The 12,667-nt window shown below is 68.4% G+C and carries 15 protein-coding genes; 10 read left to right on the top strand and 5 right to left on the bottom strand.

Annotated elements, in window-relative coordinates:
* The first annotated feature begins 25 nt into the window (after nucleotides 1–25).
* Nucleotides 26–484 carry a hypothetical protein gene (locus tag ON36_RS32245; RefSeq protein ID WP_157225154.1) on the top strand — a complete coding sequence of 153 codons (459 nt, stop codon included), beginning with the start codon at nucleotides 26–28 and terminating at the stop codon, nucleotides 482–484.
* Nucleotides 485–570: 86 nt separating this feature from the next.
* Here ON36_RS32245 and ON36_RS35320 read toward each other — a convergent pair whose 3' ends face one another.
* Nucleotides 571–774, bottom strand: coding sequence for a hypothetical protein (locus ON36_RS35320; RefSeq protein WP_157225155.1), 204 nt, complete (start codon nucleotides 772–774; stop codon nucleotides 571–573).
* A gap of 1,390 nt (nucleotides 775–2,164) precedes the next feature.
* Between ON36_RS35320 and ON36_RS33250 the strand changes: the two genes are divergently transcribed.
* The 5 genes from ON36_RS33250 (at nucleotide 2,165) to ON36_RS32275 (ending at nucleotide 4,594) form a co-directional block, all read left to right on the top strand.
* Nucleotides 2,165–2,605: a hypothetical protein gene (locus tag ON36_RS33250; RefSeq protein ID WP_052314628.1), complete on the top strand. Its 441-nt coding sequence runs from the start codon at nucleotides 2,165–2,167 to the stop codon at nucleotides 2,603–2,605.
* On the top strand, nucleotides 2,605–2,994 hold the full coding sequence (locus ON36_RS32255) for a hypothetical protein (RefSeq protein ID WP_043661808.1): 390 nt from the start codon (nucleotides 2,605–2,607) through the stop codon (nucleotides 2,992–2,994). The genes ON36_RS33250 and ON36_RS32255 overlap by 1 nt, the downstream gene beginning before the upstream one ends.
* Nucleotides 2,952–3,554: a hypothetical protein gene (locus ON36_RS32260; RefSeq protein WP_157225156.1), complete on the top strand. Its 603-nt coding sequence runs from the start codon at nucleotides 2,952–2,954 to the stop codon at nucleotides 3,552–3,554. The genes ON36_RS32255 and ON36_RS32260 overlap by 43 nt, the downstream gene beginning before the upstream one ends.
* A gap of 226 nt (nucleotides 3,555–3,780) precedes the next feature.
* Nucleotides 3,781–3,969: a hypothetical protein gene (locus ON36_RS32270; protein WP_043661818.1), complete on the top strand. Its 189-nt coding sequence runs from the start codon at nucleotides 3,781–3,783 to the stop codon at nucleotides 3,967–3,969.
* A 37-nt stretch (nucleotides 3,970–4,006) separates the two neighbouring features.
* The gene (locus ON36_RS32275) at nucleotides 4,007–4,594 is read left to right on the top strand and encodes a hypothetical protein (RefSeq protein WP_157225157.1); all 588 of its coding nucleotides are present in this window, start codon (nucleotides 4,007–4,009) and stop codon (nucleotides 4,592–4,594) included.
* Here the strand turns inward: ON36_RS32275 and ON36_RS32280 are convergent.
* Together ON36_RS32280 and ON36_RS32285 are read right to left on the bottom strand one after the other, a co-directional pair.
* Nucleotides 4,588–4,767: a hypothetical protein gene (locus ON36_RS32280; RefSeq protein WP_043661825.1), complete on the bottom strand. Its 180-nt coding sequence runs from the start codon at nucleotides 4,765–4,767 to the stop codon at nucleotides 4,588–4,590. The two genes, ON36_RS32275 and ON36_RS32280, sit on opposite strands and share 7 nt — an antisense overlap.
* On the bottom strand, nucleotides 4,764–4,994 hold the full coding sequence (locus tag ON36_RS32285; protein ID WP_043661828.1) for a hypothetical protein: 231 nt from the start codon (nucleotides 4,992–4,994) through the stop codon (nucleotides 4,764–4,766). The genes ON36_RS32280 and ON36_RS32285 overlap by 4 nt, the downstream gene beginning before the upstream one ends.
* Nucleotides 4,995–5,450: 456 nt before the next feature.
* Between ON36_RS32285 and ON36_RS32290 the strand changes: the two genes are divergently transcribed.
* Nucleotides 5,451–6,677 carry a helix-turn-helix domain-containing protein gene (locus ON36_RS32290; RefSeq protein ID WP_043661831.1) on the top strand — a complete coding sequence of 409 codons (1,227 nt, stop codon included), beginning with the start codon at nucleotides 5,451–5,453 and terminating at the stop codon, nucleotides 6,675–6,677.
* A gap of 354 nt (nucleotides 6,678–7,031) precedes the next feature.
* Here the strand turns inward: ON36_RS32290 and ON36_RS32295 are convergent, their stop codons facing one another.
* Both ON36_RS32295 and ON36_RS35325 read right to left on the bottom strand, forming a co-directional pair.
* On the bottom strand, nucleotides 7,032–7,901 hold the full coding sequence (locus ON36_RS32295; protein WP_157225158.1) for a TolB-like translocation protein: 870 nt from the start codon (nucleotides 7,899–7,901) through the stop codon (nucleotides 7,032–7,034).
* A 330-nt stretch (nucleotides 7,902–8,231) separates the two neighbouring features.
* On the bottom strand, nucleotides 8,232–8,810 hold the full coding sequence (locus ON36_RS35325) for a hypothetical protein (RefSeq protein WP_157225159.1): 579 nt from the start codon (nucleotides 8,808–8,810) through the stop codon (nucleotides 8,232–8,234).
* A 494-nt stretch (nucleotides 8,811–9,304) separates the two neighbouring features.
* On the opposite strand from ON36_RS35325, the gene ON36_RS32300 reads away from it, so the two are divergent.
* From ON36_RS32300 to ON36_RS32305, 3 genes are all read left to right on the top strand, one after another.
* Nucleotides 9,305–9,832, top strand: a complete 528-nt coding sequence (locus ON36_RS32300) for a hypothetical protein (protein WP_052314629.1) — start codon at nucleotides 9,305–9,307, stop codon at nucleotides 9,830–9,832.
* Between the two features lie 188 nt (nucleotides 9,833–10,020).
* Complete coding sequence (locus ON36_RS35330) at nucleotides 10,021–10,320, top strand: hypothetical protein (protein WP_157225160.1); 300 nt, start codon at nucleotides 10,021–10,023, stop codon at nucleotides 10,318–10,320.
* A 101-nt stretch (nucleotides 10,321–10,421) separates the two neighbouring features.
* Nucleotides 10,422–12,602: a sensor histidine kinase gene (locus ON36_RS32305; RefSeq protein ID WP_157225161.1), complete on the top strand. Its 2,181-nt coding sequence runs from the start codon at nucleotides 10,422–10,424 to the stop codon at nucleotides 12,600–12,602.
* Nucleotides 12,603–12,667 lie beyond the last annotated feature (65 nt).

Raw genomic sequence — 12,667 nt, forward strand, 5'->3', positions numbered from 1 at the left:
CAACCACCAAATGACCGCCTCCCAGATGTTCACCACCGAACACGCCACTCCCACCGAATTGCGGAACCTGGCGGCCGACGCCGTGCCGATCGACGCGACCCGGTACGGCAGCGGCAAGAACGACACCGCCGAGATATTCCTAGCGAGCTACGGCGGGCGCGTCGTCGGCGTCCCGCAGCGCCACGAATTCGCGGTGTGGACCGGCCACCGCTGGGCTGCCGTCGACCTTGTCCACGTCGCCGGTTCCTTGTGGCGCAAGGGTGTCTGTGATCCGCTGCGAAACGCCGCCGACCGCCTCGACGCCGAGGCCGACCAGTTGGAGCGGGCAGGATTCGAGGAGACCGCCGAGGAGACGCGCAAGCGCGCGACCGAATACCGGCGGCGCGCGCTCGCGGCGGGCAACCTACCCGCGATTACGGCCGCGCTGCGCTACGCCCTGACCATCCGGCAAGCCCCGCCCACTGGCCCCGAGCCCGAGCCGTAGGCGTAGCCGTAGGCGTAGGCGTAGCCGACGAGCACCCCGGACCCGCTACGGGCCGGGGTGTTCTGCTGTCCGAGCACGGGACCCGGCTACGTGAGCGGGTACCCGTCCCGCGAGTACTTGCATTCGACCGAACCGAGATTGAGCGGGTCGCCGAGCGTCTGGCGCTTCTTGTACATCTGTTGGTGCTGCTGGCACAGCGGGACGCCGAGCACCGTACTGGAGTGCTGGGGGTACGGGCACCCGTCGAGCTGACACATGGTCGCGGGTAGGCGTTTCAACGGTTCGCGCATCGCTGTCACTCCGGTGTCGGTGGTCTCGGCGCGCTCGCGCCGGGGAGGTCGATTGTCCCGCAGCGCGCGGGGTACCGGGGGCGAGTCGACGGGCGGCCGAGAGGTGGCGTGAGACTGCGCACCACTGGCGCGAGCACCGGGACGGGGTAGGGGTCCGCTCACGGGCCCGTGTCCACGGTGGCCGGACAGGGGTAGGGGTCCCACTGGCGGGAGTCGGTCGGCGCGGCGGTGGCTCGGCGGGAGGGGTCGCGGTGGGCAGGGGTCCGGGCAGGAATGTAACCACCACGGGCAAACGTAACCACGTCTGACCTGCACAAACGCCAGCATTGCCACAAACGTGGCAACGACGTAACCACCTTTGTAACCACAATAAGCGCAGGTCAGACCACTTTTTTCTACGTTTCTACGCTTTCTACGTGTGATAGCCAGCGGTCCCCTACGGCAGTGGGGGACCTATGCGACCGGGCCGGAGATGAGTTGTATATGGACTTTCACTGTGTAGAAAACGTAGAAACGTAGAAGAACCACTTACTACCTGCGGAGATAGTGGTTACAAACTGTTCTACAAAGTGGTTACAAATGGTTACGTTTTTGCCCGATCGGTGAGCCGGGACCGACCCCGAGCGGGTCGCGGGTGGGTGGCCGGGTGGTAGTCGTCGTGTCGATGGCGTCCGAGTCGGCGGGATGGTCGACGTCGGCGAGGTGGTCGGGCCGCTGTGCGCGCCGGAGAGTCACCAGCGGGAGCGGGACGAACAGCGGCGAGACCGGACGACGGACGCGCGCCAGCGAGGCGACCAGGGGTCACCACGGCACACCAGACGAGGGCCGACCGGGCACCGCCGAGACGGGCCGGAAGGGGTAGGGGTGGGAGGTCCCCCGGTATGCTCGACAGGGGCGCAGCCGCGTACTGCCGGCCGGGACGGCCCTCGGTCGTATCGCATGGAATATCCAGCCAAAATAGCCTCTGACCTGCGGTTTTATGCCCCGCGGCTTCGTCTCCCGCCACTCCCCGGCCGCGCCGGGACCGCCTCGCGCCGTGGGGAGTTCGCCGCGTCCGACAACCGCGAACAGGGCACCGCCCGCCAGCGGGTCGCGCCAGACGCCACCGACGGCCACAACTCGCACCGGGCACCCCGGCGACCGAGGAACGTGCCCACGGCCGCACCGTCGACACCAGGGCCGCGCAGCACCCACCACCGGCCGCACCCCGGCAAGCGCCACCACCTCGCCGCCGCGAGCGGGGGCCGCCGCGAGCGGGTCGCGCACCCCGGCGGGTCCGTCGCCGACCACCACCGCCCCGGCGACCACCGGGCACTTTTGACACGGCGTGCGATCCTGGAGACATACCCGAACCCGGTAGGGGTAAATAGCGAGAAGAGCGAGCACGGACATGGCGAACACGAGGAAGCGGGGCCGGACCACCGGCGGCGGCGAGCTGGCAAAGTTCTACGCCGACAAGGCGGCCGAGGCGGGCGTTCTCCTGGACCCCGACGACGAGGTACTGATTACGCAGGCCGCCGAGACACTCGACCTGATCGACGAGCTACAGGCCAACCTGGACGCGAACGGCGTCATGCTGTTGACGGCGGCCGGTACCCCCAAGGTGAACCCGGCGAGCGTGGAAATCCGCCAACAGCGGCTATCGCTCGCGCGCCTGACGGTGTTGATCGACCGCCGGATACGCGAGGCCGTTGGCGGTGGCGGGATGCTGCACGGCGGACAACCCGGACCGCGCGGGGTCTACGGCGGTACCAGCGGGGACGGTTCGCCGAACAGCGGTCGCAACGCGGCGGCGGCGCAGCGGCGCGGCCGGGGCAAGGTGGCGCGGTAATGGCACGGCTCGCACCGGTCACCGGCCCCGCGAACACCGCCGCGCGCCGCCCCGGCGCGCTCACGTTCGCCGACGTCCCGAAGCGCCTGCGGCCGTCGGCGTTCCGGCGCTGGCTCGCCGACGTCCCCACCACCCCGCGCACCGACGACGAGCGGGACGCGGCCTACGGCGGGGATTGGCAGGCCAACCCGTTCACCCGGCACCCCGCGCCGCCGGACTCGGCGACATTGCCCCCGCCGTTCGCGCACTGGCGCGAGCAAGTCGCGAGCCAGCGCCACCACGACGCCTATATCGGGTGGCTCGCCGACAACGGGCTGACCTCCCCGGCCGGGGTCGCGCCTCGCGCGTGGCGCTGGTCGTCCTTGGTGGCGTGGGAGGCGGGCCGGTGAACGACGACGACCGCCGCACCGTCCCGGCCGAGGCCGACGGCCCCGCCCGTCTGTTCGTACCGAAGCGGTGCGCACGCGGCCACGAATTGACCCCGCGCACAACGACGATCAAGACACGGTTCGCGGGCAAGCGATGCGAGCCGATCGGGTGGGAGTGCGTGCGGTGCCTGCGCGCCCTGCTCTGGCAAGCGCACTACCCCGGCAAGCGAGTACCGGCCGACGTGCTCGCCGAGGAACTCTTTACCCGCCAGATGAACGAGACCGTGCACGGCCGCCGAGCCGACTGGACGCGGCGCGTCGTGTTCCGGTCGGGGTGGCAGTTCACCGACCCGGACCCGACTCCCGAACTTCGCGCCGCCCGAGTCGGGGTGTGCGCCAACGGACACCGGCAACACCCCGACCGCGTCTACGTCGCGAGCGACGGCCGCGAGTTCTGCCGAACCTGCCGCGCGGAACAGGCCCGCCGTCGGCGGGCAGGGCTACCCAAACCCCCGGACCCGCGACCGAACCGGCTACGCGAGCGGTACGCGGCGGGGATGGCGTCGGCGGTGAGCGCGTGAGCCGCCGGCCCGGTACCAGCGGGTCGGACCCGACGGCGCGGGTCGCGGTCGCGGCCATCGACCGCGAACGGGCCGGTGTCGCAACGGGATGGCGCGCCCACTACGACCCGCACCGGCGGCCGGTTACAGACGACGAGCGGGCCGAGGCCGCGTCGCTCGGGTGGGAGGGGTGGCGGCAGGCGTGCGCGTACCGCGCCTACCGGCGAGCGCGGTTCGGGGCCGGGGCGTGATCGTCGTGCGGGTGTTCGGCCGCGAGGTGCTCGCGATCGGCCGTGACAGCCGCGACGGGGAGGACGGCGACGCCACCGGGGCCGCCGACCTCACCGGCGGGACCTACGAACTCGCCGACTACTACCCCGGCCGTCATGAGGTGACGTTGTCGGATCGTCGGCCCCGCTTCGGGTTCCACGCCTAGCGGGACCGGGTCGGGGCCGGTCTCTATGCTCTGCGGCGTGGATACGTCCGACATCATCGCCACCGTCGCCGCCGTGTTGGCGTTCGGGAGCGCCTGCGTTTCTGCGTGGGCGTTGAAGTACGCCCGTAGTCAGGCCGAGACGGCGAAGAAGGCACTAGCGGCGGCCGAGCGGGCCGCGACCGCTGGCGAGAAGTCGGCCGAGTCCGCCGACAAGGCCGCTGGGGAGGCGCAGCGCTCGGCGGACGCGGCCGAGGAGTCGAACCGGATCGCGGCGCGGGCACTGGAGTTGTCCGAGCCCCCGGCGGTTGCGTGGCAAATCGAGAGCACGCCGAGCGGGACGTACTACCTGCGCAATGTGGGCACGCGGGAGGCGACAGGGGTTACCGCTGATAGCTCCCGGACGCCCGCGCGGCGGCACGCGCTCCCCGAGAACGTCACCGTCGCCGCCGGGGACGCCGTTCGGTTCATGACGAGCAATCCCCCGGCGTCGCTGTTTCTCACCTGGGACGGGCAGACCGAACCGGTTGCGGTCCCTATGCCTCCACCACTAGCGAGCAACGGACCCCGTGGAATTGCTCCCCGCCATCGGAATGACTTGCCGCCGTTCACGTTTGGTGGTCAGTAGTAGTCGGGTCGACGTCGGCCGCGCCGGTTGGCATCTCGTCGACGTTCCGCCTCGACGCGCTCGCGGATGTGCTCGACGGTGCGTTCCGGCGGTATGCGCTGCGGCCACCAGATCGCCGCGACCAGGACGACGAGCGGCAGGCCGACCGCGACCACCCACCCGAGCGCGATCACCCGTCGGCCCTCACGCCCGCGCCGTTGAGCGGGGCGGGTCGACCGTCGCGCGCTTCGGCCGCCGTGAGCCAATCGGCGACGTTGTCCAACGTCCCGGTGACGACCACGCGGAACGGGCTGCACAACTCCCACCCGTACGGCGGTTCGGGTGCTCGCCGGATCGACAGCGACCGGCGCGCGGCCCGCTTGGTGAGCGCGTCGAGCCGGGGTTGTATCGCGCTGCTCATGACGCGCGCCGCTTCGGTTCCCACCGTTCGAGCGCTTCCAACAGTCGCCGAATGACGGTCGGCGGCGCGCTCGGCACCGGGTGCGGTCGTTTCGTGTGCGGCGTGCGCTGGGGTAGTGACACGGTCCCCTCCTGGCGGTGCTCTGCGTGGCGAATGCGCCCACCGCCGGAGAGCTTTCGCCATCGTCCGCGTAGCTCACTACGCCCGATGTGCCGAGCATCGGCGCCCGGTATACCCCGGCGGTGGGGCTGTGTGAATCCTGCGCGCCGAGCACCGGGCGAACCGGTAGCCATCAACCACCGTGCGAGGTAGGGGGATTCCCCCTACCTGACTCCCTGGTGAGACCACACCAGCGGCCCTATCCTGGGGTGACCTCTTCGCGGAGGACATCGCCCCCGGCCGACGGGCCGGGGGTATCCGCGAGGCGGTCCCATCCCGCGAAGAAGGCAGGCCGCTATGCCGACTCCTGACGAACTCGCCGCCCGCGCCATAGGCGAGCGCATCCAGAACATCCGCACGCGCACCGGCCGGACCCGCGCCGTCGTCGCCGGTCTCGTCGGCCGGTCCGAGGATTGGCTACGCGACGTCGAGAAGGGCCGCCTACAGCACCCGCCGGGGCTTGAAATGCTGCTCAAGATCGGGCAGGCGCTCGGCGTGCGGGACCTGACCGAGATCACCGGGGAGCATGAGTTGCTCGTCGGCATCTCCCGTCGGGCCGGGCACCCTGTCGTCCCTGCCATCCGCGAGGCGATCGAGGGTGTCGACCTCACGCCGTCGCCGTCGCCGATCGACACTGTCGAGCTCGCCGCGCGGGTCGAACGCGCTTGGCGTCTGTGGCACACATCGGCGACCCCGCGTGCCGACGCGGGCGCGATGCTGCCCGAACTCATCCGTGACGGCCGCCGCGCGCTGCGCACCCTCGACGGACAGGAACGCCGCGCCGCCGCCGCTGCCCTGTCGGGTGCCTACGCACTGTCCGAACAAGTCCTTGCGTGGGTCGCCGACGCCCCGCTGTTGTGGCTCGCCGCCGACCGCTGCATGTCGGCCGCCGAGATCGCCGACGACCCCGTGACGCTCGCGTCCGCGTCGTGGGTGCTCGGCAACGTCTGGCGCTCGACAGGCCGCGAGGAAGACGCCTACCGGCTCGCGTCCGACGCCGTCGCGCTACTCGAACCGCACCTAGACGGCGACCAGGATGCACAAGCGCTCTGGGGTGCCTGCCAGTTGCACGGCGCGATTACCGCCGCCCGGATCGGCCGGGAGGGTGACGCGCTGCGCGGGATAGATCAGGCCATGGGGATGGCGCGCGCTCTGCCCGCCGGATCGGCGCACCCGTGGACGCTGTTCGGAATCGCGAACACCGAAATCAGCGCGGTGTCGGTACAGGTGGACTTGCGCAAGTCGGGGAGCGCGCTCGACGCGGCGAGCGTCGTCGACCCCGACGCGGTGCCGTCGGTCGACCGCCGGTCGCGGTTGTGGCTGGAGCTGTCCCGCGCGTACGCCCAACAGCGCGACTGGCTCGGCACGCTCGGCGCGCTGCGCACCGGCACGGCCGTTAGCGAGGAGTCGATGAGGTGCCACCCGTTGGCGCGGTCGCTGGCGGCCGAACTGGTCACCAACGGCGGACGACTCAACGAGCGGGAGTCGCGCGCGCTGGCCTCACGGCTCGGCGTCACGGCCTGACCGACCGCCCCGCCGGGCGCGGCGCAGCACCCCGGACAAGCAAACGACGGCCCGACGGGATTCACCCGCCGGGCCGTTGCCGTACGTTTGCTAGTGAGCTGACCAGGGAGAACCGCCGAACCCGCTGGTCAGACCCCATGAATCGAGTTCATGTGTGCACGCTTTGCAGCACGAATTGAGCGACATCTACCGACATTGAGCACCATCTACCGACATGTCGGGGACCCTGTCCCTAGATGGGCGAACACGCTGGTCAACTGGGAGAAACCGGGGCCGACCAGCGCCGCCGCCGCGCCGGGTGCTTGAATCTCCGGGGTAACCCGGCGAGTTCCCCCAATGGCCTCGCCACCTCGTTCACCGCCAACCGACCAGCACCCCCTGCGCCGGCATGGCTGCCAGCTTCTCCGGTGTTCCCCCGTCGACTCCTACCGTGTAGAGGGAAAAGCTGTTGTCGGCGTTGCGATACATGAACGCGACTCTTCGACCATCGGGGCTCGTCACGGGATTGAAGACCTTGGCGGTGTTCGTTTTCGGCAGCAGCTCGAGCATCGTGCCGCAGAATCCGATCGACCGAGGTTCCGCAGCGGTTGAGCGCACGACCTGCGCGCCTTTTGCGTAGGCGTAGTTCCGGCCGACCCACGTCTGCGCGTCGACGGCCGCGCATGCGTCATCGGAGGTGAAGGAGAGCTCGCCGTCCGCGGTGAACAGCGGTCGGGGGATCAACCCAGTCGACCCCACCGTGTACACCACTCGGCCGCCACTGACCTCTCCTGGTTCCAACATGAGAATCTTGGTTTCCTCCCCGAGACGGTGCGAGTAGTGAAACCGCCCTTGGCCGTCGAATCCGTGACCTATTCCCGTGACCGGGCCGCTGAAGTCGTTCTTGGAACCCTGCACACCGGCGGTGACATCGGTGAAATTTCCATCGCGATCCAGCCAGCCCGCATGGAGGTCTCCGTTGATCTTCCTGTTGGCGAGGACTCGCGTCAGGTCGGGCGACACGAGCGTGCGGAACTCGAGCTCGCTGTCCAGCCCTGGCTGATGCAAACCGCCGAGCAGTGACGCGCCGGGAAAGCGGGCGACCGGACTCCGCTGTCCGGTGCTGGGGTCCACGATCTGGATCACCAAGGCATTCGGGTTGCTGACGTATTGGGCAAAGAGCAGACCATGAGTGGGCGCCGATGCCGCCGATGTCGATGTGGCCAGCGGTGTGCTGGTGGGCATCGTGGTTGTTCCGCTCCTGACATCGTCTGACGTTGAGCAGCTGACCATGCTGGTAGCAGCAATTGCTATGGCGGAGAGCAAGATACGTGGTCTCAAAGTGGATCCTTGATTAGGCATGGGGGAAGGGCCTTGCAGCGGTGTTCGGAGGGTCGGGAGCGGCCCTCTCGACCAGCACTCCGATCGCTGAGCTGAGGCGACACCTGCTGGGGTTAGGTCGGCGACAGCACCAGGAGGCCGGTTGTGGATGATCTGTCGGCGATCTCGCTCACCGCCGCGCGCCTCCTACCTTCGCGTTCGCAGTGCATCGACTCACCTACGAAGGGCATCTCTTCACTGTGGACACAGCGTGGCGCGCAGCTCGGCTTCGATCTCGTCCTGGGTGGCCGCTACATTTCCTACCGTCCAAGTCGCCCCTGACTGCCGAGACTTGCATGCTGCGAGCCCCGAATGCAGTGTGCTGCCGCGGCTGCCTTCGAGTGCTTTGCGATGTTGATCGATGTCGACGCCGTTGGCACGCATCCAATCTTCTGACGGAATGTGCTGACAGACCCATGAGGTGTACTGCACGGCGGCCCCGGTCGGCAAACGCCCAAATTCTCGCTCGACCGTCGTGAACATGGCGCGCGCCGACGCCGACGCATCGGCGCCAGTCGCTGCGCCAAGTGCGGATATAGAACGGGCGAGGTCGGAGATGAATTGCTCTACGGACGGGTCGACCAAGTATCGGTCACAGCCGTCTTCGACGAGATTGCCGCTCGGCTGCGGCGCCGGAGTCGTCGACCCAGGCAAGACTGCGCCGCCGCCCTCGATTTGCTCTCCGCTGCACGCCAGAGTCCCCGCAATGACCACAATGACCACCGCGCCGGCCCAGAGACGACGTCCGCACGCCGATCCACCGCCCAGTTGCATGTGCCGAGGATAGATGACACCCACGCCCGGCTATGTCCGCCGAACAACGGACAGTTCCAGACAGGAATCCGTCACCCAGCTGCCGAGGCGACCGGGTCATAGAGCAACCGCACTAGGTCATGTCTCGCAGTACCTTCAGCCATTCGACCGTGAGGGCCATGACGATCCCGGCTCGGTAGTGCCTGTCGGTTGGGTTGCCGCAGCCTGCCTGTGTGTCCGAACGCGTCGAATAGGTCCGATGTCCGATCACGGGCAGCGCTGCCACACCAGCTGCACAGGCGGCGTTTCCGACGACGACCCGGTGCTCACGAATTGGGCGGGACCATGGGACCTGGGCCGTTGTGGGCGTTGGGTACGTCGATCGACTCCGGTGTCCCCTGTTCGACCGATACACCCTTGTCTGAGCACGTCATACGGTTTTCGAGTCAGTTTGCACGACCTTGCCTGATGAAGAGAATGCCGAAGTAGCGGAGGAACAGACTGTGCGTACGACGATGAATTCGAAGACCGCGTGGGCGACGGTGGGCCTTGCGACGTTGGCGTTGTCGCTCAGCGCGGTGCCGGGCGTGTCGCTAGCCGACACCGGCAGCGGTGATTCCGGCAGCGCGGTGATCGATACCGGTAGTGGAGTGCTCGATGGCGTCATCGACACGGGCAGCGGCATCCTCGACGGCGGAAGTGGCGTCTTGGGTGATTTGTTCGGTAGCGGATCAGCGGCGACGCAGCAGTGCAACAACTCGACCAAGTCCGGCGGCGAGGGCGTCACCACGACCATTCATCAGCTCGGCACCGCAGGCCCGACCAGATTCGTTCTGGTCTATGAGACCTACGACGTCCCTGATCGTATCCAAGTGTTCTATCAAGGCGCCCAGATTCACGACACCGGCTATGTAGGCGACCAGATCAACCAGGGCACCGGTTCGACGGTCGTCGCGGTCCCGGCCGGCGCAGCGACGTCGGTCACGGTCCGGGTCACCGGCCCGAGCGGCACCAAGTGGGACTACACCGTCCGCTGCCCCTAGGCAGTCGCTTGGACCGGGCGCGAAGTCGGGAACATGTTCGTTCCTTTTGCGCGTGGCGGCTCGACCGGTGTTCATCGGGTTGCCGCAAAGGCTGCAGCGCTCGGTTGCCATGCGAGAACGTCGGTGTGATCGCTGGTGCCTGGCGTCGCCGCCTCGCCGGGCGGGTCTGACAAGGAAGGGGGCTGGCCATGGAGAACGTTTCGAGCCTGTTCCTGATCGGTCTCGTGGGGTTTGCAGTGGTGTGCGGCGCGCTGGCCGCTGCGATCGTGGCTGCCAAGGGCAACAATAGTGTCGGCTACTTCGTGCTCGCGGTGGTGTCCGGAGTGATCGGGATCGTTGTAGCGCTGGTGGTACCTGGTCGGGCGCGACCCCCGCGCGGGTGGAAGCGGATTCATCGCCCACGATGCGGCACCGAACAGAACGTCGAGCCTGGCAAGTCCGAGTTCGTCTGCTGGCAATGCGAATTCGATGGCCCGCCGGAGTGGTAGTGACATCCACGTCGTTCCTTGCCGCCGCCCTTCACCGGGCCCGCAGGATCCGGGCACGTCTCAGGTGCTCGGCCTTGACTGTTGGGCGAATAATGGGGCGGGTGAGTTCGGATGGGGCGGCGACGCGGCCGGTGCTGGGTGCACGCATCGATCGGATCGCGGCGTCGACGCTGAGTGTCGTCGAAGCGGCTGTCGCTGTGGTGTATCTGGTCGGTGGTGGCGTCGGCCTCGCGTCGATGCTCATCCACACCGGACTGTTGGGGTGGGCTCTGTGGCGGTGGACCCGACCGTGGAATCCGGGGTGGGAGTCGATCGTTGCGGGGGCGTACTTGCTGTGCACGCCGCTCATGGTGGACGGCCCGGAGTTCACGACAAGGGCCAGTCCCATGTTGGCGGTCGCAGGGACAGTGGTGGTGACAGTGGCGATGTCGCGCCCGGTCCGCGTGTCGCTGCCCGCCACGGCGATCGTGGTCGCCGCCTGGGCATCGGGTGCGGTGCTGGTGCCCGGGGTCGATCGACCATGGACCATCTTCAGTCTCGACTTCCTGGTAGTCGAGTGGGGCGTCGCCGCGGTGTTGCGTTCGCTCGTCTTGCGGTCGGCGCAGCTCACCGACGACGCGTTCACCCGATACACCACCAGCAGAATCGATGCTGAGGTCATGTCGGCGCGCCGCCGCGACGAGCGCGAGACATGGGCGACGCTGCACGACACCGCCGCGTCCACGTTGGCGATGGTCGGCCAAGGCATTGTTGTCGACGGCGACCGGTTACGGGCCCAAGCCCGCCGCGATCTGCAGGCCGTACGGCGCGGCGCTCAGGCGCTGAACATCGACGAATTCGCTCGCCGGATCGATGAGCACGCGATAGGCATCGACACTCCGGTCCGGTTCTGTGGTCGCGCTGCGGGACCGGACAACCCGCGCACCAGCCAGGCGGTGGTGGCCGCAGTCGGTGAGGCATTGACCAATGTCGACCGGCATGCCGAAGCGAGCCTGGTGACGGTCGAATTCGGGGACCGGAACGTACGCGTCGTCGACGACGGCGTCGGCTTCGATCCCCACGACGCTGCGCTACCAGCTGACCGGTTCGGCATACGGAACTCGATCCGTGGCCGTCTCGCCGATGCGGGAGCCATCGTCGAGATTGTCTCGTCGCCGGGCGCGGGAACCACGGTCGAGATTCGATGGGACACCACCCATGAACCGGACCTGCGCCGTGATGCGGACGACGCGCTGCGGCTGCTGCGCGGCTACGGGTACGGACTGGTGGTGATCGCGGTCGTCATCACCGGACTACAGAGCCTCAATGCCCTCTCCGCCGCGCACCCCACGGCGCAAGCCGGCATCCTGGCCACTGCCGTGCTGACCGCGTTCGTCGCGGTAGCAGAGCTTCGCCATCACCTTCCCACTACCCTGTGGTGGACGACAGCGACAGTCGTGGTGGTACTCGCACCGCTGCAAACGGCACTACTGACCCCCGATCAGGTCACCAGCAGCGCCAACTGGGCCGTCGCCGCGCTCGGCTGGCAACTCGCCGCCCTGTCAGTGCATCGAGGAAGCCGCATCGGCCTTGGACTGCTCGCTGCGTTGTGGTCGGCCGGAACAGCCACAGCGGTCGCTGTCGTTTCCATCGGGGTTCTGTCGACACTGCTGTACACCGTGATCAGCGTGACGGTCCTGCAGGGTGTCGCGCTCGGATTCAGCGACTTCCTGCGCTGGGCCGTGCGTCGGACGCGACAAGCCGGCAGCGACCTGGCCGACCTGCGAATCCAGACCACGCTCACCGCGGCACTCCACCAGGACCGCCGCCGGCGTTACCAGCGCATGTCCCGCCAACTCGTTCCGGTACTGCAACAACTCGCCGACGACCCCGACTCGGCGTCCACGCCGGCGGTCCGAGCCGCATGCTCGCTCGAGTCGACCAGGCTGCGACGGCTGTTCGCCGAGGAGCCACCCGCGACGGCGGCGCTGCTCGATGAACTGCTCCCCGCGATCGAGGCTGCCGAGGCACGCGGAGTCGCCGTGGTCACCCATCCGATCGGCAGGACCGTCGCCTTCGATCCACAAGCACACACCGAGGCGCTGACCGTCGCGATAATCTTGCTCGCAGGCACCCGAACCCGCGCCAAGATCGTCCTCACCGGCACGCCCGACCAGCGCGCCGACCTCAGCATCACCTGCGACTGCGACGACACCTGCACCCAGGCTGTCACTGCGATCACACCACAGGCCACGCTGATCTGCTACGACGCTCTGGTCTGGGCCACAGTGCCGCTGCCCTGAACCCGACCGGAGTCCGGGCAGACAGTGTCCCGGACGACAGAGGTGAAGGTGCCCCACCCCAATGA

It is taken from the genome of Nocardia thailandica NBRC 100428 (assembly GCF_000308795.1).
In the GTDB taxonomy this organism is placed as follows: Bacteria; Actinomycetota; Actinomycetes; order Mycobacteriales; family Mycobacteriaceae; genus Nocardia; species Nocardia thailandica.